This is a genomic window from Curtobacterium sp. GD1, from assembly GCF_020882855.1.
Classification (GTDB): Bacteria; Actinomycetota; Actinomycetes; order Actinomycetales; family Microbacteriaceae; genus Curtobacterium.
Window position 1 is genome coordinate 96,064 of the sequence record NZ_JAFEVQ010000001.1, and the last position, 22,753, is coordinate 118,816.

At 72.2% G+C, this 22,753-nt stretch carries 17 protein-coding genes; 7 read left to right on the plus strand and 10 right to left on the minus strand.

Annotated features, from left to right (window positions below):
- Positions 1 to 30: 30 nt before the first annotated feature.
- Genes JSX79_RS00535 through JSX79_RS00545 form a run of 3 tightly spaced genes read right to left on the minus strand, consistent with a single transcriptional unit; the run spans position 31 to position 6,292 of the window.
- The gene (locus JSX79_RS00535; RefSeq protein ID WP_229084636.1) at positions 31 to 1,962 is read right to left on the minus strand and encodes a prolyl oligopeptidase family serine peptidase; all 1,932 of its coding nucleotides are present in this window, start codon (positions 1,960 to 1,962) and stop codon (positions 31 to 33) included.
- Positions 1,959 to 3,743: an N-acetylglutaminylglutamine amidotransferase gene (locus tag JSX79_RS00540; RefSeq protein WP_229084637.1), complete on the minus strand. Its 1,785-nt coding sequence runs from the start codon at positions 3,741 to 3,743 to the stop codon at positions 1,959 to 1,961. Before JSX79_RS00540 ends, JSX79_RS00535 begins: the two co-directional genes overlap by 4 nt.
- Entirely contained in the window at positions 3,743 to 6,292 is a 2,550-nt protein-coding gene (locus JSX79_RS00545; RefSeq protein ID WP_229084638.1) for a carboxylate--amine ligase/circularly permuted type 2 ATP-grasp protein, read from the minus strand. Before JSX79_RS00545 ends, JSX79_RS00540 begins: the two co-directional genes overlap by 1 nt.
- A 127-nt stretch (positions 6,293 to 6,419) precedes the next feature.
- Here JSX79_RS00545 and JSX79_RS00550 point away from each other — a divergent pair, with 127 nt between their 5' ends.
- Positions 6,420 to 7,769 carry an alpha/beta hydrolase gene (locus JSX79_RS00550; protein ID WP_229084639.1) on the plus strand — a complete coding sequence of 450 codons (1,350 nt, stop codon included), beginning with the start codon at positions 6,420 to 6,422 and terminating at the stop codon, positions 7,767 to 7,769.
- The gene (locus tag JSX79_RS00555; RefSeq protein WP_229084640.1) at positions 7,766 to 9,355 is read left to right on the plus strand and encodes a GMC family oxidoreductase; all 1,590 of its coding nucleotides are present in this window, start codon (positions 7,766 to 7,768) and stop codon (positions 9,353 to 9,355) included. The genes JSX79_RS00550 and JSX79_RS00555 overlap by 4 nt, the downstream gene beginning before the upstream one ends.
- A gap of 69 nt (positions 9,356 to 9,424) precedes the next feature.
- Here the strand turns inward: JSX79_RS00555 and JSX79_RS00560 are convergent, their stop codons facing one another.
- From JSX79_RS00560 to JSX79_RS00585, 6 genes are all read right to left on the minus strand, one after another.
- Positions 9,425 to 9,793 (minus strand): hypothetical protein, encoded by a 369-nt coding sequence (locus tag JSX79_RS00560; RefSeq protein WP_229084642.1) that lies wholly within the window; start codon positions 9,791 to 9,793, stop codon positions 9,425 to 9,427.
- A 429-nt stretch (positions 9,794 to 10,222) separates the two neighbouring features.
- Positions 10,223 to 11,098, minus strand: a complete 876-nt coding sequence (locus JSX79_RS00565) for an ABC transporter permease (RefSeq protein ID WP_229084644.1) — start codon at positions 11,096 to 11,098, stop codon at positions 10,223 to 10,225.
- Positions 11,095 to 12,027 (minus strand): ABC transporter permease, encoded by a 933-nt coding sequence (locus JSX79_RS00570; RefSeq protein ID WP_217637333.1) that lies wholly within the window; start codon positions 12,025 to 12,027, stop codon positions 11,095 to 11,097. The genes JSX79_RS00565 and JSX79_RS00570 overlap by 4 nt, the downstream gene beginning before the upstream one ends.
- Positions 12,024 to 13,235: a PotD/PotF family extracellular solute-binding protein gene (locus tag JSX79_RS00575; RefSeq protein ID WP_229084650.1), complete on the minus strand. Its 1,212-nt coding sequence runs from the start codon at positions 13,233 to 13,235 to the stop codon at positions 12,024 to 12,026. Before JSX79_RS00575 ends, JSX79_RS00570 begins: the two co-directional genes overlap by 4 nt.
- Complete coding sequence (locus JSX79_RS00580; protein ID WP_229084651.1) at positions 13,232 to 14,419, minus strand: ABC transporter ATP-binding protein; 1,188 nt, start codon at positions 14,417 to 14,419, stop codon at positions 13,232 to 13,234. The genes JSX79_RS00575 and JSX79_RS00580 overlap by 4 nt, the downstream gene beginning before the upstream one ends.
- 42 nt (positions 14,420 to 14,461) lie before the next feature.
- Positions 14,462 to 15,904 carry an aminobutyraldehyde dehydrogenase gene (locus JSX79_RS00585; RefSeq protein WP_229084654.1) on the minus strand — a complete coding sequence of 481 codons (1,443 nt, stop codon included), beginning with the start codon at positions 15,902 to 15,904 and terminating at the stop codon, positions 14,462 to 14,464.
- 113 nt (positions 15,905 to 16,017) lie between these two features.
- Between JSX79_RS00585 and JSX79_RS00590 the strand changes: the two genes are divergently transcribed.
- The 4 genes from JSX79_RS00590 to JSX79_RS00605 are packed head-to-tail and all read left to right on the plus strand — an operon-like array spanning position 16,018 to position 20,634.
- The gene (locus JSX79_RS00590) at positions 16,018 to 16,500 is read left to right on the plus strand and encodes an Lrp/AsnC family transcriptional regulator (RefSeq protein WP_070417426.1); all 483 of its coding nucleotides are present in this window, start codon (positions 16,018 to 16,020) and stop codon (positions 16,498 to 16,500) included.
- Positions 16,497 to 17,930 (plus strand): aspartate aminotransferase family protein, encoded by a 1,434-nt coding sequence (locus JSX79_RS00595; RefSeq protein WP_070417427.1) that lies wholly within the window; start codon positions 16,497 to 16,499, stop codon positions 17,928 to 17,930. Before JSX79_RS00590 ends, JSX79_RS00595 begins: the two co-directional genes overlap by 4 nt.
- Positions 17,931 to 17,932: 2 nt before the next feature.
- Entirely contained in the window at positions 17,933 to 19,297 is a 1,365-nt protein-coding gene (locus tag JSX79_RS00600) for an FAD-binding oxidoreductase (protein WP_229084655.1), read from the plus strand.
- On the plus strand, positions 19,297 to 20,634 hold the full coding sequence (locus tag JSX79_RS00605) for an NAD(P)/FAD-dependent oxidoreductase (protein ID WP_229084657.1): 1,338 nt from the start codon (positions 19,297 to 19,299) through the stop codon (positions 20,632 to 20,634). The genes JSX79_RS00600 and JSX79_RS00605 overlap by 1 nt, the downstream gene beginning before the upstream one ends.
- A gap of 64 nt (positions 20,635 to 20,698) precedes the next feature.
- On the opposite strand, the gene JSX79_RS00610 is transcribed toward JSX79_RS00605, so the two are convergent.
- Entirely contained in the window at positions 20,699 to 21,145 is a 447-nt protein-coding gene (locus JSX79_RS00610; protein ID WP_229084660.1) for a hypothetical protein, read from the minus strand.
- 136 nt (positions 21,146 to 21,281) lie between these two features.
- On the opposite strand from JSX79_RS00610, the gene JSX79_RS00615 reads away from it, so the two are divergent.
- Entirely contained in the window at positions 21,282 to 22,364 is a 1,083-nt protein-coding gene (locus JSX79_RS00615) for a VanZ family protein (protein WP_229084662.1), read from the plus strand.
- Positions 22,365 to 22,753: the final 389 nt, after the last annotated feature.

Consider the following 22,753-nt stretch of genomic DNA (forward strand, 5'->3'; position numbering starts at 1 on the left):
CGGCCAGCGGCCGGCGGCCAGCGGCAGGCGCTACGCCAGCCGCGCCGCCACGAACGCCACCATCCGCCGCACGAGCTCCGCGCGCGACGTGGCCCGGCGGTACTCGTGCCCCTCGCCCGCGAGCTCGAGGTACTCCACGTCGTGCGACCTCGCCGTGAGCGCCTCGACCACCTGGTGCGCCTCACCGATCGGCACGTTCGTGTCGAGCTCGCCGTGCACGACGAGCAGCGGCGCGGTGACGTCGTCGATCGCCCGCATCGGCGACAGCGAGTCGAGCAGCGCGGCGTCGTCCACGGGGTGCCCGTACTTCGTCGCGGCCGCCGAGGCGATCCACGGCTCGGTGTCCCGGTAGAAGGTCGCGAAGTCGCTCATCCCGCACACGGCGACCCCGGCCGCGAAGACGTCCGGCGTGAACGCCAGGGACGCGAGGGTGGCGTACCCGCCGTACGAGCGGCCCTCGACGGCGACGCGGGAGCGGTCCGCGTACCCGTTCGACACGAGGAACCGCGCGCAGTCCACGACGTCGGCGAGCGCGTTCCAGCGCAGCCCGAGGTCGTCGGCGTGCACGAAGTCGCGCCCGTACCCGCTGGACCCGCGGATGTTCGGCGCGAACACGGTGATGCCGGCGGCGGCGAGCGCCTGGTGCTGCGGGGAGAAGGTGGGTCGCTCCTGCGACTCCGGTCCGCCGTGCAGGTGGACGAGCGCTGCGCGCGGCTCGGGAGGCACGGCACCGACGTCGGGACCACCACCGGTCGACGACGTGGCCGGCTCCACCGCCCGGTACAGCCAGCCGGTGATCTCCAGTCCGTCGCGCGCCGCGAAGCGCTCGAGCGTCGGCTCGACCAGGGGCACCTCGGGCAGCCCGGGGACGCCGGTGACCCGGCTCCACGTCAGCGCGTTCGTGTCGAGGCGCCAGAGCTCCCGCGGCCGCAGGGGTCCCTCGACGGCGAGGAGCACGCTGCGCCCGTCGCGGCTGAGGACCGGGTCGGTGACGACGTACCCGGGCAGGTCCGGCACGGGCGTCCGCGAGGCGTCGTGCGTGTTGATGAGGTCGAGTTCGCTCCGGCCGTCGACGTTCCAGACGAGCAGCAGGGTCCGGCCGGCGTCGTCGGCGTCGAGGTACTCCAGTTCGGCGTCGTCGCGCTCGGTGATCCGCCGGGGTGCGCCGCGCCATCCGTGCGGGCCGACCGGCTGGGCGACGAGCCCGCGGCGGGGCAGCCCGGCCTCGGTGGCGACGTAGGCGACGAGCGGACTGGTCTCGCTGGCGGGTGCCGGTCGGAGGAAGGCGATCTCCGCCGAGCCGTCCGGCGAGTCGGCGAGCAGCGCGTGGCTCTCGTCGGTGAGCCGGTCGACGACCACGACGAACTCGTGGCCGCGTTGCCCGTCCCGGAGCACGACGAGGCGCTCCTCGACGCTGAGGTCGAGGATGTGGATGAGCTCCCCCACCGCGAGGTCGTCGCGGTCGCCGGAGACGGGGTCGACGAGGTACGAGCGGGCGGGCTGGTCGGCCTCGGTGGACGGCAGGGTGATCACGACCCGGTGGCCGCTGCGGCTCCACGGGCCGAGTTCGGCGTGCTGGTACCGCGACCCGGCGATCTGCGCGGCGTCGGTGCCGTCGGGTCGGACCACCCAGACCTGCTGCTTCACGCCGCCGTCGGTCGCGATGGCCACGGCGAGCCACTCCCCGTCGGAGGACCACGTCACCCGGATCACGGGGTCGTCGGACAGCCGGATCCGCACGGGCTCGGGTGCTTCGTCGCCGACGACGACGTCCTGCACGAAGACCTCGGGGGTGCCGTGCCGGTCGCTCACGAACGCGACGCGGCGGGCGTTCCGCGTCATGGTGGGCCCCCACGATCCCCAGGCCGCGACGAGGCGCTCGCCCAGGTCGGCCGCCTGCCGGGCGCGTGCCGACGGCTCGAGGTGGGTCGCGCCTCCTGGCCGCACGGCGGGCCCGCTCACCGCACCCCCTGCTGCTGCAGCCACATCTCGATCAGGCCGAGCTGCCAGAGCGCGTTCGCGCCGATCTCGGTCCGCGTGCTGTTCGGGTCCTGGAGCATCCGCTCGACCGTACCCGGATCGAAGAGCCCGCGCTCCCGCGCCTCCGGGGCGTGCAGCGCCTGCCGGACGCGCTCGAGGTACGGACCCTCGAGCTGCCGGATCGCCGGCACCGGGAAGTACCCCTTCGTCCGGTCGATGACGGCGTCGGGGACGATGCCGCGGGCCGCGCGCTTCATGACGCCCTTGCCGCCGTCCGCGAGCTTGAGCTCGGGTGGGATCGCGCCGGCGAACTCGACGAACTCGTGGTCGAGGAACGGCACGCGCGCCTCGAGTCCCCACGCCATCGTCATGTTGTCGACGCGCTTCACCGGGTCGTCGACGAGCATCGTCATCGTGTCGCTGCGGAGCGCGGCGTCGACGCTGGTCTCGGCGCCCGGCACGGCGAACGCGGCGTCCACGAACGCCGAGGGCGTGTCGTCGTCGCTCCGCCAGCGCTCCCCGAGCAGGGGTTGGAGTGCCGGCCACCGGCGGTCCATGAACACCGAGCGGTAGACCTCCGCGGCCTGGTCCCGCGGGACGGAGGCGAGCGGCGGGTACCAGCTGTAGCCGCCGAGCACCTCGTCCGCACCCTGCCCGGACTGCACGACCTTGACGTGCTGCGACACCTCTTCCGAGAGCAGGTAGAAGGCGACGCAGTCGTGGCTGACCATCGGCTCGCTCATCGCGCCGATCGCGCCGTCGATGCCGTCGAGCAGGCGCGACGAGGGGATGCGGATGCGGTGGTGGTCGGTGCCGAAGTGGCGCGCGACCTCGTCGGAGTACTCGAACTCGTCGCCGGACTCGCCACCGGCCGACTCGAAGCCGATGCTGAACGTGGCGAGGTCCTGCTGCCCGGCCTCGGCGAGCAGTGCCACGACGAGCGAGGAGTCGATCCCGCCGGAGAGCAGCACGCCGACCGGGACGTCGGCGACCATGCGGCGCTCGACCGCGGTGCGGAGCTTCGAGGTGAAGGCCTCCTGCCAGTCCGAGTCGGTCCAGTCGGCCTTGTCGGGGTCGCGCTCGAAGCGGGGCTCCCAGTACGTCTCGTCACGGGAGGTCCCGTCGCGCTCGATGACCCGGACGGTCGCGGGCGGCAGCTTGCCGACGCCGGACAGGATCGTGCGGGGCGCCGGGACGATCGAGTGGAAGGTCATGTACGACGCGAAGGCGACCGGGTCGATGCTCGTGTCGACGCCACCACCGGCCAGGACGGCGGGCAGTGAGCTCGCGAACCGCACCCCGCCGGGGACCTCGGCGACGTAGAGCGGCTTGATGCCGAGCCGATCGCGGGCGAGGACGAGCCGGCCGCTGGCGTGCTCCCAGATGGCGATCGCGAACATCCCGACCAGGTGGTCGACGAACCGGGTGCCCCACTCGGCGTACGCGGCGAGGATGACCTCGGTGTCCGAGGTCGAGAAGAACTCGTGGCCCCGGCCGCGCAGCTCGTCGCGGAGCTGCCGGTAGTTGTAGACCATGCCGTTGTAGGCGATGGTCAGTCCGGCACGGGGGTGCACCATCGGCTGCGCGCCCGCGGTGGACAGGTCGACGATCGACAGCCGTCGGTGCCCGAGCGCGACCGGTCCGCGCGCCCACAGCCCGTCGCCGTCGGGGCCGCGGTGCACGAGGCAGCCCGTCATCCGCGCCACGGCCGCGACGTCCGGCGCCGTCCCGTCGAACCGGAGTTCTCCCGCGAGTCCGCACATCAGCTGTCCCCTGCCGTTCCGGTGATCCAGGTGTCCTTGGCGCCGCCGCCGCGCGAGGAGTTCACGACCATGCTCCCCTCCGGCGCGACCCGCGTGAGCGCGACGTCGGCGAGGTGGGTGTCGTCCGGCCCCGTGCCCGTGACGTAGACGAAGGCACGCAGGTCGACGTGCCGGGGGTCGAGACCGGCCGGGCCGATGGTCGGGTGCGACGACAGCTGCACGACCTCCTGCCCGACCCAGCGGTCGGGGTCCGCGGCGATCGCGCGGCGCCGCTCGGCGACCTCGGGAGCGCTCGCGCTCGGACCGATCAGGACGTCCCGACCGCCCTCGCCGTCGACGGGCTTCGTCACGAGCTCGCCGACGCGGTCGAGCACGGAGAGCCGTTCGCCCTCGATGCTGGTCCGGTACGTCGGGACCGAGTCGAGCAGCGGCTTCTCGTCGAGGTAGTACCAGATGAGGTCCGGCACGGTGACGTACATCGCCTTGTCGTCGACGAGCGCGTTGCCGGGCGCATTGGCCAGGTGCACACCGCCGACCTCGGCGACGTCGAGGATGCGCGCACCGAGGTCCGGTGCGTGCTCCGCCGCGAGCGCGCTGACGTCGCGGTCGATGCGCAGGTACAGCCCGTGCAGCACGTCACCCGTCCGTGCCTCGACGACGTGTCCGTCGCGGACGTCCAGGTCCGAGCCGGCCAGGAGGCGCAACCCGGCCCCGTCGGCCAGCCTGCGGTGCTCGAACCACGCGCCGGCGGCGGGGCCGTCGCTGATCAGCGCGATCACCGGGTCCGGTTCGCCGGTCACGGCGGTCGCGTTCGCGCGGAGCGTGTCGCGGAGGCGGTCGACCACACCGTGCGGGTCGAGCAGGTGCTCCGGCCGCGGGGCGTCCGGCACCACCTCGTCCATCAGCTCGCGGAGCGCGATGCCGTACGCGACGCCGGAGGGCGACCGGACGTTGTCCTCGAGCACGCGCCACCCGCCGAACTCGTTCCGGACCAGGTCGAACCCCATCACGGGCGCACGCACGGCGTCCTGCGGCAGCCGGGCGGCCGCCGGGTCCCACCCGTTGGCCCCGACGAACTGGCGCTCGTCCATCGCGCCGTCCGCCACGATCCGCCGGGGCCCGTAGGCGTCCCGGAGGAACAGCTCGATCGCGCGGGCGCGCTGCCCGAGGCCGGCGGCGAGCTGGCTCCACTCGTAGGCGCTGACGGTCCGCGGGACGAGGTCGCAGCCGAACGCCTGGACGCCGCCGTCGACCACGAAGCCGACCTCGTGCTCGCGGGTCCAGGTGTCGCGGGCGGCGCAGCGTTCGATGGTGGTCTCGGCGTCCCACCCGCGGAAGAACACCGCGAGGTCGCGGAACGCGGGGCGGGGCCGGGCTCCCGGACCGACGGCCTCGTCACCGGCGCGAACGCGGTACGACGGCAGCGTCACGGTCGGGTGCTCGGTGCGGCCGGAGGGCGTCCCGGCGGTGTCCTCGACGACCGAGGCCACGACGTCGTCGAGCTCGCCGCGCTCGGCGTACGCGGTGCGCTGCCGGTCCGTGGAGTTCCCGCGGGCGAGGGTGTCCTCGACGAGCTCCGCCACCGTGCCCCAGTCGCCGAGCTCCTCGAGCTCCGGACGGAGCCGTGAGACGAGCTGGCGGACGGCGGTCTCGGCGGGCAGCCGCTCCGGGTGCTGCCCGAGCCCGAGCAGTTCGCCGGTCAGGCCACCGCGGGCGGCCTGCCACATCGCCGCCCGGTGCAGGGGCTCGCTGCGCGGTCGCCACTCGGCTCCGGACTCGACCGCCTTCTCCGCCTTGCGGACGGCGGCGCGGAACAACCCGGCGATGAGCACGGCGTCGTCCACGATCGGCGTCGCGTCGCACACCCGGAGCTCGAGCGTCGGGGCGTGCGAGGACGGCCGCACGTCGAAGTACGCCATCTTCTTGTCGGCGATCACCCCGGACGCGATGAGGTCGTCGAGCATCGCGTCGTACTCGGCGGCATCCTTGACACGCCCGAAGCTGCCCGCCGAGGGCCAGCGCTGCCAGATGATGCTGCGGAACGACGAGTAGCCGGTGTCCTGCCCGTTCCAGAACGGACTCGACGCACTGAGCGCCAGCAGCACCGGCAGCACCGGGGCCACCCGCTGGGCGATCTGCACCGCCAGGTCGCGGTCGCTCACACCGACGTGCACCTGCAGGCCGCAGATGAGCTGTTCGTCGACGAGCATCCGGTACTGCTCCTGCATGCGGCCGTACCGCCCACCGGAGGTCAGCTCGAAGTCGGCGTACTCCGACCGCGGCGCGGTGCCGGCAGCGGCGATCGTGACCCCGGCGGGGGCGATCGCGGCGCTCAGTTCGCTGCGCAGGTCGACGATCACCCGTCTCAGGTCGTCGAGGGTCCGCACCACGGGGGTGTTCGTCTCGATGGTCGTGCGCTGGAGTTCAGCGCCGAACCGGTCGGCGGGCAGTTTGGGCAGAAGGCGCGGGGCCTTCGCGGAAAGTCGTCCGGAATCGAGGTCGATGAGGTGCAGTTCTTCCTCGGCGCCGAGCGTCAGCTCTGCACTCATGGGCCGAACCTATCGCCGCACCTTGTGGAAGGCCCCGCCCGACGGCAGATCGTCGCATGCTCGAAACAATGCCGCACGGGGTACACCCCGCTGGGAGCGCCGGCGCCGCGGCACGTAGGAACGAAGGATGCCCACCACCGTGTTCTGCCTGCACGCCCTCGGATCGAGTTCCGAGGAGTTCGTCGGGCTGCGGTCCCGCCTCGCCGGGACGCTCGACCTGGTCGGGATCGACCTGCCCGGGTTCGGCACCAGCACGGCCGCGACCGGCACCACCGTCGAGGAGATGGTCGTGCTCGTCGAACGTGCGATCGGCCGGAGCGGTGCCACCGACTGGGCGCTGATCGGGCACTCGATGGGCGGGAAGGTGGCGTCCGTCGTCGCCTCGCGCACCGTCGACGGCAGCAACGGCCTGTTCGGCCTGCGCGCCGTGGTGCTGCTCGCCGCGTCGCCGCTCTCCCCCGAGCCGATGGACGACGAGCGCCGGCAGACCATGCTCGACTGGGCGTCGGACGGCGAGATCGGCCCCGACGAGGCGGATGCGTTCGTCGACGCCAACACCGCGTCCCGCCTCGACCCGGAGCCGCACGCGATCGCGGTGCACGACGTCGAGCGCGCCGTCCCGCAGGCCTGGACCGACTGGCTCGTCCGCGGCAGCCGCGAGGACTGGTCGACCGTCTTCCCGCCGAACCCTGTCCCCGCCCTGGTGCTGGCCGGCGCCGAGGACGGCGACCTCGGCCCCGAGGCCCAGCGGACGCTGAACCTGCCGCACTGGACCGCGGGCGAGTTCGACGCGGTGCCGGACGCCGCGCACCTGCTGCCGTGGGAGCAGCCCGACGCCGTCGCCGACCGCATCCGCGACTTCTGGCACCGCCAGGTCGACCACGGTCCGCTCGTCCCCGCCGAGACCGCCCGCGTCATCGCCTCACCCCGCGTGAGCGCACGGACCCGCGGCATCCTCGCCGTCCGAGCGCTCCCCGACGCCCCGGACCGCGACCCGCGTGCCCTCACCCGCGAGCAGCTCGACACGTTGCGCGCCGTGGCCCGCGTCGTCGTCCCGCAGCCGGGCGACCGCCACCTCGACCTTGCACTCCGCGTCGACGACCAGCTGGCCGACGAACTCGGCGACGGTTGGCGACCGGACGGCCTTCCCGCCGACGTCGAGGCCTACCGAGCCGGACTCGACGCACTCGAGGCCGACGCCGCGCAGGGCGACGAGCACCTCGCCGGGGTGCTCGACGCGGTCACCGCGGGCGAGTACACACCGACGACGGGTCCGCTCGACGGTTCGCAGCTGCGAGCGTGGCTCGAGGACGCCAGCGTCGACCTCGCCAAGCAGTGGATGGCGCACCCGGCGACGATGGCCGCGGTGGACTACGACGGCTTCGCCAACGGCGGCGACGGGCTGCGCAAACAGGGCTTCCTGCTCCTCGGAGTCGGCGAGCGCGAAGCATGGGAACCGACGGGAGCCGGACGATGAGACTCGACCACCAGCGCCACCACAGCGAGGACGAGGTCGTCGACGTCGTCGTCGTCGGGACCGGCGCGGGCGGCGCACCGCTGCTCGCGACCCTCGCCCGCCGAGGCCTCAGCGTCGTCGCGCTCGAGGCCGGCCCGAACACCGACCCGGAGCAGTACACCCCCGACGAGGTCGAGGCGCCCGGGGACATCAACTGGATGGACGAGCGGATCAGCGGCGGCAGCGCCCCGACCGCCTTCGGCCCGAACAACAGCGGCACCGGCGTCGGCGGCTCGACCCTGCACTGGGGCGCGTTCACACCGCGGCCGAACCAGCACGACATCCGGCTCCGCACCGACTCCGGGCAGGGCGAGGACTGGCCGATCGACCACGCCGAGCTCACCCGCTGGATCGAGCAGGCCGAGCACGACGTCGGCGTCGCCGGACCCGCGCACTACCCGTGGGACCCGGAGCGCCGCTACCGCATGGGCCCGCCGCCGCGGAACGCCTCGTCGGACATGATGATCCGGGGTGCCGCCGCCGTGGGCATCACCGCCACGGACGCCCCCGTCGGCCTCACCACCGAGGACCGGCACCAGGAGCACCACGGGCTCCGCCAGGCCTGCGTGTCCTGCGGTTCCTGCCACCAGGGCTGCCGGAACGGGGCGAAGGTGTCGATGGACACCACCTACCTGCCCGCCGCCGTCGCGTTCGGTGCGGAGATCCGCGCCGAGGCGTTCGTGCACGGCATCGAGCTCGACGCCCGGGGCCGGGTCGAGGCCGTCGTCTACCGCCAGGACGGCCGCGACCACCGGCAGCGCTGCCGCACGCTCGTCCTCGCCGCGGGTGGCATCGAGACCCCGCGCCTGTTGCTGCACACCGGGATCGCGAACAGCAGCGGCCAGGTCGGCCGGAACTTCACCGCGCACGGGGCCACCCAGGTCTGGGCGACGTTCGACGAGTCGATGCGGTCCTACCGCGGGTACCCGTCGTCGATCATCACCGAGGACTTCGTCCGCCCGACCGACGCGGACTTCGCGGGCGGCTACCTGATCCAGAGCCTCGGTGTGCAGCCGCTGACGCTCGCCACCTCGCTCGTGCGGGGCGGCGGGCTCCGCGGCGCCGCGCTCGTCCGGGCGCTGCAGGACTACCCGCGCATGGCCGGCGTGGGCATCAACGCCGAGTGCCTGCCGTACGACGACAACCGGCTCGTGCTCGCGGACGAGGTCGACGCGAACGGGGTGCCGAAGGCCCGCGTCACGTTCTCTCCCGGGTCGAACGAGGAAGCGATCACCCGCCACGCGGTCCGCACGATGACCGCGATCGTCGAGGCAGCGGGCGGCGCGGACGTCCGGGTCCTCGACCGCACGGCGCACACCGTCGGCACGGCGCGGATGGGTACCGACGCGGGGAACTCGGTCGTGGACGCCGCCGGCCGGTCGTGGGACGTGCCGAACCTGTGGGTCGTGGACAACTCGGTGTTCCCGAGCTCCCTCATCGCGAACCCGGCGCTGACGATCATGGCGCTGTCGCTCCGCACCGCCGACCGGCTGCTCCGCGACGACGCCTCGTCCGACCGCGAGCAGGCCGCGACCGCCGTCGCCTGACGCCGGTCACGCGTGACGGGAGGCGCGGTGCAGGCTGGCACCGCGCCTCCCGTCTACCGTCGGTGACGGTCAGTCGTCGACGGGTGACCGATCCCGGGTCGGCACGACGACGGGATCCGACCGCCGCGCACGCATGCGCGCACGGCGGTCGACGTCGAGGTCGTCCTCCGGTGGGTCGTTCGCGTCCGATCCCACGAGCCAGGTGAGCCCGCGCAACCCGCGCCGGTCGTCCGAGACGAGTGCGATCGACCAGAGCGCGCCCTCGTGCTCGGCGGCGCGGCGCTGGGCCCAGTCGACGGCCTGCAGGACGTCGGCCTCGAGCAGGTCGGTCGTCTCCGTCGCGAACACGTCGCCGTCGGGGCGCTGGACGTACACGCGGAAGCGCGGGCGCGGGTCCTCCCACGTGCTGTCGCGCTCGTCGACCTCGATGACGTCCATCCCCCGAGCCTCCTGGCTGATACTGGAATACCACGTAGGATCGGTGCGGGGGTGCCGCACAGCCGGACTGCACCCCTGGGGCAAGCGTGAAGCCCACCACCGCGCCAACGGTGATGGGCTTCTGGGTGCTCTCCGAGTGGAAAGCCGGGACGGGCACAAGCCGTTCCCGAGTCTGAACGCTCGGGATCAGTGTAGCGGGACCGGGGTCCCACTGCACGCCCGTCCCGGCCCGCTCCTCGTGTCCGCCGGCGCCGACACCCGGAGGTGGGATCGATGTCGCACGACGACGGATCCAAGCCCAGGCGTCAGGTTCCCTGGCTGGGGATCGCGAGCTTGCTCGTGACCGTGGCCAGGCTCCTGCACGACCTGTGGCGGAAGGGCTGAGACAGGGCGTCCCGCAGCGGTGCAGACCGGTGCGGGACGCTCCACTCAACCGCGGGTGCGCGCCAACCGCCGGTTCAGCGCCCCGTTCAGCAGCGCCACGAGCAGCCCCACCGCGAACACGAGCGTGCCGAAGCACAGCACCTGCGGCGGCATCCCGGCCTTGGCGGCGCCGTACACGAACAGCGGGAACGTGACCGAGGGCCCGGCGACGAACGAGGTGATCACGTAGTCGTCGATCGACATCGCCAGCGCGAGCAACCCCGCGGCCAGCATGCCCGGCGCGAGCAACGGCAGGGTCACGAGCCGGAACGCCTGCAACGGCGTCGCCCCGAGGTCCCCCGCGGCCTCCTCGAGCGCCCGTGACGTCCCCGCGATCCGCGCCCGGAGGACCACGACGACGTAGGCGACGTCGAACGCCACATGCGTGAGCAGGATCGTCAGGAACCCGGTGCCGAGCCCGACCGACAGGAAGAACGACAGCGACGCGGACCCGACGACGATCGACGGCGCCGCGATGTCCGCGAACACGACGGCGTTCACGGCACCGCGCCCGGGGAACCGGTAGCGCTCGAGCGCCAGGGCCAGCGGCAGGCCGATCGCGACCGAGATGATCGCGGCGAGGAACGCGATGACGACCGAGGTGACGAACGCCTGTCCGAGGCCGGAGACGTTCACGAGGTTCGCGTACCAGTAGGTCGTGAACCCGTTCCACGCGAACGACAGCCGGTTCGTCGGGGCGTCGTTGAACGAGTACACGATCATGTAGACGATCGGCACGAGGGTGATCGCGATGGTGACCCAGTACACGATCGCGAGCCACGGCCCGCGGCGGTTCACCCCGTGCCGGCCGGGTGGGCGCGCGGCCGTCCCGGTGGCGGGTGCGGCGGGAGCGGTGGCGCGGGGCGGTGCGACGGCGGTCATACGAGGTCCTCGAGGTCGTCGGTGCCGGAGACGCGGGCGTAGATGAACAGGATGATGCCGAGCACGACCATGAGCACGGTCGAGAGCGCCGCGGCGACGTTGTACTGCTGGTTGCCGGAGTAGGCGTCCTGGATCGCCTGCCCGATCGTGTACGTGTTCGTGCCGCCCAGGAGCGCCGAGTTCACCGGGTCGCCCACGCTGTCGATGAAGACGAGCAGGACACCGGCGAAGATGCCCGAGCGGGACAGCGGCAGCGTGGTGTGCCAGAACGCCCGGACCTTGCCGGCGTAGAGGTCGTTCGCCGCCTCGCCGAGTCGGGGGTCGATGCGTTCGAGCGCGGCGTAGATCGGCAGCACCATGAACGCCAGGTCGTTGTAGGCGTCGCCGAAGATCACCGCGCCACCGGTCCCGAGGATGTGGAAGTCCTTGCCGGCCAGGCCGATCGCCTGCAGCGCCGTGACGACCGGCCCCTGCGAGGCGAGCACGAACGCCCACATGTCGGTGCGGATGACGAACGACACGAGGAAGCTCACGAACACGAGCATGAGGAGCGGGTTCTTCCACCGTGGCGACACCCGGAACGCGATGAAGTACGCCACCGGGTACCCGACGATGATCGTGACGACGGTCGCGGCCGCGCCGTACCAGAGCGACCGGCCGAGGAACGTCAGGTACGGCACCTGCGGGTCGATGAACAGCGAGCCGTAGATCCCCCAGTTCCACGTGAACGTGTAGCCGTCGTCCGGGTTGCCCGACATGAGCGAGACGATGAGTCCCGACACGAGCGGGATGACGAAGAACACGGCCAGGTACGCGGTGCCGACGACGGCGAGCAGGAACGGCACCCGCAGGCGACGACCGTGCCGCACGGGCGCGGGTCCCGGTCCGGCCCCGAGACCGGCGGTCCCGGCCGTCCCGACGGCGCTCACGACTGCACCACCGCGTTGAAGATGCCGTTCCACTCGGAGTACTCGTCGTAGTTCTCGAACACCCGGAACTCGTGCGACTTCTCGAGCACCTCGGACGAGGGGAACACCAGCGGGCTGTCCGCCACGGTGGGGTCGTCCAGCTCGTCCCGGACGTAGTCCTCGGCGGCGGGCACCGGGCAGACGTAGTTGACGTAGTCCTCGACGATGCCGGCGATCTTCGGCGTGTAGTAGAAGTCCATCCACTCCAGGGCCGACACCGGGTTCGCCGCCTGCCGGGGGATCATGAGGTTGTCGTGCCACATCATCTGGCCTTCCTCCGGCGTGACGAACTTCAAGTGCTCGAACCCGGACTGCTGCGCCTGGAACACGTCGCCGGACCACGCCTGGGTGATCCAGGTGTCACCGTTCTCGAGCTTGTTGATGTAGCTCTGGTCGTAGAACCCGGTGACGCTCGGGCGGAGCTTCCGCAGCCAGTCCTGGGCCGTCCGCCAGTCCGCGGGGGTCGAGGTCTCCGGGGCGATGCCGTTCGCGAGCAGCCCGAGGGACCCGAGCTCGGTGTTGTCGCTCATCAGCCCGACGCGGCCCCGGAACGCCGGATCGAGCAGGTCCTGGAACGACGTGATCTCGCGGTCGATGTACTTCGGGTTGTAGGCGATCCCGGTGAACCCGGTCTGCCACACGACCGAGTGCTTGTTCCCGGGGTCGTAGGTCGGGTCCTTCACGGAGTCGCCCGCGTTCGCCGCGAAGTTCGGCAGCCGCGAGTGGTCGAGCTCGCACACGAACCCGTTCTTGATCATCTGCGTCAGCTCGAAGCCGTTCGTCATCACGACGAGGTCGTAGCCGGTCGCCCCCTGCGCGCGGAGGATCGGTGACACCGTCGCGTAGAACGTCGCGTTGTCCTGGATCACGGCCTGGTAGTCGACCGAGATCCCGGTGGCCCGCTCGAACAGCTGGATCGACTCGGACTTGCCGTGGTCGGAGTCGATGTAGAGCGGCCAGTTCGCGAAGTTGAGCTGCTTCGTCGCCTGCTGGTCCTTCCAGAACCGCTCCCAGTCCACCGGGTGCTCGGCGAGCGACGCCGCCGACCCCTTGATGCTGCAGCCGGCGAGCAGGGCGGCGACCGCGGCGGCCCCGCCGCCCGCGAGGAATCCGCGACGGCTGACGCGTGCGGACGTCAGTCCGCGCACCAGGTCCGGCCGCGGACTCACGCGACGACCCCCGCGGTGGCGGGTGCGGACTGGAGGCGCGGGTCGGCTCCGGCGGTGACGGTCGCGTCGGACGCGGGGTGCGCCTCCAGGCCGAAACCGTGGTCGACGCCCCACGTGAGCCACACCTCGGTACCGGTGGCGATGCGCGGTCCGCCCTTGGAGTTCTGCGCGAAGACGGAGACGCGGCCCGCGCCCGGCACGTCCACGAGGTACTGGGTGCTGACGCCGGAGAAGGACACGTCGACCACACGGCCGGGGCCGAGGATGTTGCGACCGGCCTCGGGTGCCGGCTCGGCGGTGCGGATCTTGAGCTTCTCGGGACGGACGCCGACCACCACGTGTCCGGTCGTCGCGACGGCCCGGTCGGTCGGGACGGCGATCGTGCCGGCCGCGGTGGCGACGACGAGGAGTCCGCCGTCGGTGCCGCGGACCTCGCCCTCGAGCAGGTTCGACTGCCCGAGGAAGTTCGCGACGAACGCCGTGCGGGGCAGCTCGTACAGGTCCTGCGGGCTGCCCATCTGCTCGATGCGGCCGCCGTTCATGACGGCGACCGTGTCGGCCATCGTCATCGCCTCCTCCTGGTCGTGCGTGACGTGCAGGAAGGTGAGACCGACCTCGGCCTGGATCGTCTTCAGCTCGAGCTGCATCTGGTGCCGCAGCTTGAGGTCGAGGGCGCCGAGGGGCTCGTCGAGCAGGAGCAAGGCCGGGCGGTTCACGATCGCGCGGGCGAGGGCGACGCGCTGCTGCATGCCGCCGGACAGCTGCGCCGGACGCTTCGACGCCGAACCCTCGAGCTCGACGAGCCGCAACGCCTCGGTCGCCTTCGTCATCGGGTCCGGGATGCGCCGGCGCTTCAACCCGAACGCCACGTTCTCGAGCACGCTCATGTGCGGGAACAGCGCGTAGTTCTGGAACACCGTGTTGACCGGCCGCTGGTACGGCTTCGTGTCGGTGACGTCCCGGCCGCCGATCGTGATCGCGCCGCTCGTGGGCTCCTCGAGGCCGGCGACGAGCCGGAGCGTCGTCGTCTTGCCGCAGCCGGACGGCCCGAGCAGCGCGAAGAACGAGCCGGCCGGGACGGTGAGGTCGAGGGCGTCGACCGCGGTGTGGCCGGGGAAGGACTTGGTGATCCGGTCGAGCCGGAGATCGGCTCCCGATTCGGCGAAGGTGCCGGTCATTGCCATGGTGCCTCCTGCTGCTCGTGCTGCTCGGGGTCGGGTTCGGGCTCAGCCGATGTAGGACATGACGTGCTTGATGCGGGTGTAGTCGTCGAACCCGTACTGGGACAGGTCCTTGCCGTAGCCGGAGTGCTTGAAGCCGCCGTGCGGCATCTCGGCGACGATCGGGATGTGGGTGTTGATCCACACGCACCCGAAGTCGAGGTCGCGGGCGAAGCGCATCGCCCGCGCGTGGTCCGTCGTCCACACCGAGCTCGCCAGGCCGTACTCGACGCCGTTCGCCCACGCGAGGGCCTGCTGCTCGGTCGAGAAGCGCTGGACGGTCTGCACCGGGCCGAAGATCTCCTGCTGCACGGCGCGGTCGTCCTGCCGGAGCCCGGAGACGATCGTCGCCTCGTGGTGGAAGCCGCGGTCGCCCAGGCGGTGGCCGCCGAGCTCGATGGACGCGTGGTCGGGGAGGGTGTCGATGAACGACCGGACCTGGGCGAGCTGAGCCGCGTTGTTCACCGGGCCGAAGTACGGGGTCGGTGCGTCCGGGCCGGTCTGCGCGTCGGTCCGCGCCGCCTCGGCGAGCGCCGCCACGAACTCGTCGTGGATGCCGTCCTGCACGAGCAGGCGGGTGGCGGCGGTGCAGTCCTGCCCGGCGTTGAAGAAGCCGGCGGCGACGATGCCGGCCACGGCAGCGGGGACGTCGGCGTCGTCGAACACGATCACCGGGGCCTTGCCGCCGAGTTCGAGGTGCGTGCGCTTGAGGTCACCGGCGGCGGCGCGGGCGACCTCGACGCCGGCGCGGACGGAGCCGGTGATCGACACGAGCTGCGGTGTGGGGTGGTCGATCATCGCGGCACCGGTCGTCCGGTCCCCCACGACGACGTTGAGCACGCCCGGCGGCAGGAACTCGGCGGCGACCTCGGCCAGCAGCAGGGTCGACAGCGGGGTGGTGTCGCTCGGCTTGAGCACGGTCGTGTTCCCCGCGGCGAGCGCCGGCGCGAACTTCCACACCGCCATGTTGAGCGGGTAGTTCCACGGGGTGACCTGGGCGACGACACCGATCGGCTCGCGTCGGACGAACGACGTGTGGTCGGTCATGTACTCGCCGGCGCTCCGCCCCTCGAGGTTCCGGGCGGCGCCGGCGAAGAAGCGGATCTGGTCGACGGAGAGCAGGATCTCGTCCTCGACGAGGGTGGCGCGGGGCTTCCCGGTGTCGAGCGACTCGAGGTCGGCGAACTCCTCCGCCCGCTGCTCCATCGCGTCGGCGATCCGGAAGAGCGCGAGCTGTCGTTCCGCCGGTGTGGTGCGGCCCCACGTCCCGAACGCGCTGCTCGCCGCACGGAAGGCCGCGTCGACGTCGGCGGCGCTGGACACCGGCGACGTGCCGTAGACGTGCTCGTCGGTCGGGTCGATCAGGTCGAAGGCCGCGTCGGCACGGACCTCGACGGACGCGCCCCCGATGAAGTTCCGGACCTCGCTCGTCTTCGTGGTCTCCCGCATGGCGGCGATACTGGCACGGAAAAAGCCGGTTCGGAAGACTTGTAACAACGGAAATCGTCGTGAAACACGGTGTTCACAACGGATTCCCTTGCTTTCTGGGCGATGGCGCTGCAATGCTGTCCGGCATGGCGGCAGCACCACGACGTCCGGGACCGATCGACGACACCTCGAAGCGGATCATCGAACAACTCCAGGCGGACGGGCGCCGTCCGTACGGCGAGATCGGCAAGGCGGTCGGTCTCAGCGAAGCGGCGGTCCGGCAGCGCGTCCAGAAGCTGACCGAGACCGGCGTCATGCAGATCGTCGCGGTGACGGACCCCCTGCAACTCGGGTTCCACCGCCAGGCGATGATCGGCATCCGGGTCAGCGGCGACACCCGAACCGTCGCCGACGAACTCGAACGGCTCCCGGCGGTCGACTACCTCGTCATGACCGCCGGGAGCTTCGACCTCATGGTCGAGGTCGTCTGCGAGGACGACGACGACCTGATCGAACTCCTGAACGGCACCATCCGGGCGATCCCGGGCGTGGCCGGCACCGAGACCTTCGTCTACCTGCAACTCCGCAAACAGCTCTACGACTGGGGAACGCGATGACCATCTCCGAACGACCCACCACCCGTCTCGGCTCGTACGACCCGTTCGCACCGGTGGACGACGCCGCGCTGCAGCAGAAGTCGCGCGACCACCTGTGGATGCACTTCGCCCGGCACGGTGCGAACCAGGCCGGTGCCGACGTGCCGATCATGGTGCGCGGCGAGGGGCACCACGTCTACGACAGCCACGGCAAGGAGTACATCGACGGGCTCTCCGGCCTGTTCGTCGTCGCCGCGGGCCACGGCCGGAAGCGCCTGGCCGAGATGGCCGCCAAGCAGGCCGAGACGCTGTCGTTCTTCCCGATCTGGTCGTACGCGCACCCCGCGGCGATCGAGCTCGCGGACCGGTTGGCCGACCACGCCCCCGGCGACCTCAACAAGGTGTTCTTCTCGACCGGCGGCGGCGAGGCCGTCGAGACCGCGTTCAAGCTCGCGAAGTACTACTGGAAGCTCCGCGGCAAGCCGATGAAGCACAAGGTGATCTCCCGCGCGGTCGCGTACCACGGCACCCCGCAGGGAGCGCTCGCGATCACGGGCATCCCGGCGATGAAGCAGATGTTCGAGCCACTCGCGCCGGGTGGCTTCCGCGTGCCGAACACCAACTACTACCGCGCCGCCGAGATGGGCTTCGCCGGCGAGAGCGAGGAGGAGTTCGGCTTCTGGGCGGCCGAGCGCATCCGCGAGATGATCGAGTTCGAGGGTCCGGACACCGTCGCCGCGGTCTTCCTCGAGCCGGTGCAGAACTCCGGCGGCTGCTTCACCCCGCCGCCCGGGTACTTCCAGCGGGTCCGCGAGATCTGCGACGAGTACGACGTGCTGCTGGTCTCCGACGAGGTGATCTGCGCGTTCGGCCGGATCGGCACGATGTTCGCGTGCGACACCTACGGCTTCGTGCCGGACATGATCACGTGCGCGAAGGCGATGACCTCGGGCTACTCCCCCATCGGCGCGACGATCATCAGCGACAAGCTCTTCGAGCCGTTCTCCACGGGCGACACGACCTTCTACCACGGCTACACGTTCGGCGGGCACCCGGTCTCCGCGGCCGTCGCGATGGAGAACCTCGACATCTTCGAGGAAGAGGGGCTCCTGCAGAACGTCCAGCAGAACGCCCCGCTCTTCAAGGCCGAGCTCGACACGCTGCGCGACCTGCCCATCGTCGGAGACGTCCGTGGCGACGGGTACTTCTACGGCATCGAGCTCGTGAAGGACAAGGCCACCAAGACGACCTTCGACGACGCCGAGTCGGAGCGCCTGCTCCGCGGGTTCCTCTCGAAGGCGCTGTTCGACGCCGGGCTGTACTGCCGTGCCGACGACCGCGGCGACCCCGTCGTGCAGCTCGCGCCGCCGCTCACCATCGGGCAGCCGGAGTTCCGCGAGATGACCTCGATCCTGCGGAGCGTCCTGTCCGAGGCCTGGACGAAGATCTGACCGTGACCGGCTACCGGGGCGTCTCGTTCTGGCTCGACGCGCTCGTCACGAGTGGCCGCGACGACCTGACGCCCCGCCCGCCGCTCGACGGCGACACCACCGCGGACGTCTGCATCGTCGGCGGTGGACTGACGGGTCTCTGGACCGCGTGGTACCTGCACCAGGCCGACCCGCGCCTCCAGGTCGTCGTCGTGGAACGCGAGATCGCGGGCTTCGGCGCGTCCGGACGCAACGGCGGCTGGTGCTCCGCACTGTTCCCGCGGTCCGCCGAGGCGATCGCCCGCGAGCACGGCCGCGACGCGGCCCTCGCCCTGCGTCGGGCGATGCGCGACACCGTCGACGAGGTCGGGCGCGCAGCGTCCGAGGCCGGAGTCGACTGCGACTACGTCAAGGGCGGCACCGTCCTCTACGCGCGCTCCGCCGTGCAGGAACGCGCGGCCCGCGACGAGGTCGCCGCCTCGGCCGCGTGGGGCGACGACATGACGTACCGCGACGCACGCCCCGGCGATGCCGCCGGATCGGCCGGTGTCGCGTGGACACCGGACTGCGCGCGGGTCCAGCCCGCAGCGCTGGTGCGCGGCCTGGCGGCGGCCCTGGAGGCGCGGGGCGTCCGGATCGCGGAGCACACCCCCGCCGTCTCGTGGGGTCCAGGGCACGTGGTCACGTCGCGCGGGACCGTCACGGCCGGTGCCGTGGTCATCGCGGTCGAGGGCTACGGCGCGCAGCTCGAGCAGACGAAGCGGCGCATCCTGCCGCTGTACTCGCTCATGATCGCGACCGCTCCCCTGCCGGCCGCGGTGTGGGACCGTGTCGGGCTCGAACACGGGCAGACGTTCTCCGACTACCGGCACCTGCTCGTGTACGGGCAGCGCACGGCGGACGACCGACTGGCGTTCGGCGGGCGCGGAGCCCGCTACCACTGGGGGTCCGCGATCACCCCCGGCTACGACCGGGTACCACGCGTGTTCGAGCACCTTCGGCGGTCCCTGGTCGAGCTGTTCCCCGCCGTCGCCGACGCACCGATCACGCACACGTGGGGCGGACCCCTCGGGGTGCCCCGTGACTGGTGCGCCTCGGTCACGTGGGACGGCCACGTCGGGACCGCCGGCGGCTACGTCGGCGACGGCCTGTCCACGACGAACCTCGCCGGACGGACGCTCGCCGACCTCGTGCGGGGTGTGTCCTCGCCGCTGACCGCGCTGCCGTGGGTGAACCACCGGTCGCCGGACTGGGAGCCGGAGCCGCTGCGGTTCCTCGGGGCGAACGCCGGGCTCGTGGCCACCGACCTGGCCGACCGCGAGGAAGCACTGACCGGGCGGCCGAGCCTCGCCGCCCGCCTGATGGCACCGCTGACCGGAGGACACTGATGGCTGCACGCGATGCCGACGTCGTCGTCGTGGGGGCCGGGGTCGCCGGGCTCGCCGCTGCTCGAGCGCTCGTGCAGGGCGGGCAGCGAGTCGTCGTGCTCGAAGCCCGCGACCGCATCGGAGGCCGCACCTGGACCGACGACGAGATCGGGGTGCCGGTCGACCTCGGAGCCTCGTGGATCCACGGCATCGAGGGCAACCCGCTCTGGTCCCTGGCGTCCGCGTTCGGGATCGAGACCGTCGAGTTCACCGTCGGCAGCTTCCAGTTCGACGGGCGGCCGATCGGCTGGCACGCCCCGTCCGGACGGCGGTTGACCGCGCCCGAGGCCGCGTCGTTCGTCGCGGACCTGCACACCGTCGACGCGGCCCTCGCCGCGGTGGTCGCCGACGCCCCGCCGCCGGCGACCTACGCGTCCGCCGTCGACACCGCGCTGCGGTCCCTGCAGTGGCAGGGCGACCGGGCCGCGCGGATCCGCGAGTACACGGCGCACCGCTCCGAGGACCTCTGCGGCGCCCCGGTCACCGTGCTCGACGCGCACGGGCTCGACGAGGAGCACGTCGCCGGCGACGAGGTGGTGTTCCCCGGCGGCTACGCCCAGTACGCGCACGCCCTGGCGGCCGGCCTCGACGTGCGGCTGTCCTCCGTCGTCGCCGCCGTGCGCTCGTCGTCCTCGGGCGTGGTCGTCGAGCTCGCCGACGGGACGACCGTGTCCGCTGCGGAGGTCGTCGTCACGGCACCCCTCGGGGTGCTGCAGGCCGGCGCGATCACGTTCGAGCCACCGCTCGAGCCCGCGGTGCTCGACGCGATGGGCCGACTCGGGATGGGCGTCTACGACAAGGTGTTCCTGCGGTTCCCGTCCCGGTTCTGGGGCGAGTCGTGGGTGGTCCGCCAGCAGGGGCCGGCCGGAGTCGACTGGCACTCCTGGTACGACATGTCCCGCGTGACCGGTGAACCGGTGCTCGCGGCGCTCGTGGGCGGTGCCGGCGCGCGGCGGATCGAGTCGCTGCCCGATGCCCTGGTCGTCGACGAGGCGGTCGAGGCGCTGCGCCGGATGTTCGGGCCCTCGGTCCCATCGGCGGACGGCGTTCGGATCACCCGGTGGGCGGCGGACCCGTTCGCGCGCGGGTCGTACTCGTACCTGCACGTGGGGGCGTCACCGGACGACCACGACCTGCTCGGCACCCCGTCGGGGCGGGTGCAGGTCGCCGGTGAGGCCACGTGGGGCGACGACCCCGCGACGGTGAACGGGGCGCTGCTCTCCGGGCTGCGGGCGGCGGGGCGGCTGCTCGGGCACGAGGTGTCGGCCGGGTCGTTGGCGGGGCCGCTGCCCGGCTGACGGACGGGGCCGGTGTCGGCCGGTTCCGGCCGACACCCGCCGGCCGGTCGGGCGTGACGCTCCGTCAGTCGAAGGCCGGGGTGTCCGCCGAGCACCGCACCGCGTCGCCCGGCTGCGCCGACGTCTCGCTCGCGATCTCGCGCTTCCCGTCGAGCAGGATCCGGCACGTCGCCGTGGCCCCGGCGCCCGGCGTCGCCCGCACCGACGCCCGCTGTTCGGCGAGGACGATCGCGTCGTGCTCCCAGCGCGACCCGTCGCCGTCCGAGGACCCGGTCTCCTGCGCGTCGAGCCGGTGCACCTCGGGTGTATCGCCCCGTCGCTCGGCACCCTCGACCCGCACGTCGGTGAGGGCGGCCCCGCTCGGCTGGTCGACGCGGACCTCGTAGGTCACGGACCAGGCATCGCCCGTCTGCTGCTGGACGAAGCTGCACCCGGTCGCGAGCACCGCGACGGAGCCGGCGACCACGGCGGCGGCGAGGAGACGGACGGTGGGTCGGTTGCGTTCGGACATGCCACCAGCCTGCGCAGCGAGCGCCCGCGGATCGTCCCCCGGGCGACGCGACCCCGTGCGACGACGGATCGATCCCGGGTCCTCCGAGCGGTTGACATCGGCTCCGTCCGCCCGCGCGGTCAGTACCGTCGACCGCATGGGAACCGTGCTGCCAGGCGTGATCGCGTTCGTCGTCGGGGTCGTCCTCGCCGTCGGGGCGCTCGTGCCGTGGACGGCGTGGGAGTACCGCCGTCACGGGCAGCTCGGCTTCCGACGCTCGCTCGTCGCGTTCGGCACGCTCGTCTACGCCCTCGCGCTCGTCACCTACACGCTGCTGCCGCTGCCCGACGACGTCGCGACGATGTGCCGGAACGCGGCCTCGCCGCAGCTGACGCCGTTCGCGTTCCTCGGGGACGTCGCGAAGGAGGGCGGGATCTCCGGACCCCGGTCCCTGCTGTCCAACCCGGCGTCGGCGCAGGTCCTGTTCAACGTGCTGCTCTTCGTGCCCCTCGGTGCACTCGCCCGGCACGCGGTCGCCCGGAGGCGCGTGTTCGCCGGCCTGCTCGTCGGGCTCGGCGCCGGGTTCGTGGTGTCCCTGCTCATCGAGACGACACAGCTCACCGGCGACTGGTTCCTCTACCCGTGCTCGTACCGCCTCTTCGACGTCGACGACCTGCTCGCGAACACGACCGGCGCCGTGGTCGGCACGCTCCTCGCCCCGCTCGTGGGGCTGCTCGCCGGGTCGGGGCGGACCACCGACGCGGACGCCCCGCGCCCGGTCACCGCGGCACGACGGTTCTCCGGCATGCTCGCGGACGTGCTGGCGATCTGGCTCCTGTCCGGCACGCTGAGCGTCGGGACCGCCCTGGTGTGGGCGATCGCCGGGCGGGACGACCAGGACCCGGTGCTCGGCACGCTCATCACCGCCGGTGCCCTGGTCGCCCCGTTCGCACAGCTCGTGGTCGTGCTCGCGACGGGCCGGACCCTCGGTGAGCACGTCGTCCGGCTCCGTCCGGCCCCGACACCGGGGACCGGGAGGCGCGTGGTGCGCTGGGCGCTCGGCTCCGGCGGGTGGGCGGCACTGCTCGCCCTGGACGTCCCGTTCTCCGCGTTCCTCGCGTTCGTGCTCGCGGTGACGTCGGTCATCGCGGTGTGGGCGACCCGCGGCCGGCGCGGGTTCGCGCTCGCGGTGATCCGAGCGGAGGTCGAGGACGACCGGGTGCCGGCGCGCGTCGGCTGAGCGGGTCCGACGGGTGCCCCGCGCCGGCAAGAGCGCGGGACACCCTGGGCTCAACCCTTGCGCCACACGTCGTGCAGGAACCGGGCCAGGGTCACGAGCAACGTCGCGATCCCCAACCACGGCACCTGACGGCGTCGACGCGGTTCGTCGTCGGAGGACATCCGAACCACCTTCCGTGTCAGCGCCGGCGGACACGAAGAGCAGGGGCCGAGGGACGTGCGACCCGACGGTGATCGGGCTACACTGGTTCCGAGTTCAAGCTCGGGACGCATCGTGTCCCTCGTTCTCCACTCGGAGAGCAAATCGAAGCCCATCGCTGTTTCCCCAGCGGTGGGCTTCATCTTTGCTCGGGCCACGCTCCGGCGGTGACGCGGCCCGCCACCAGCCTA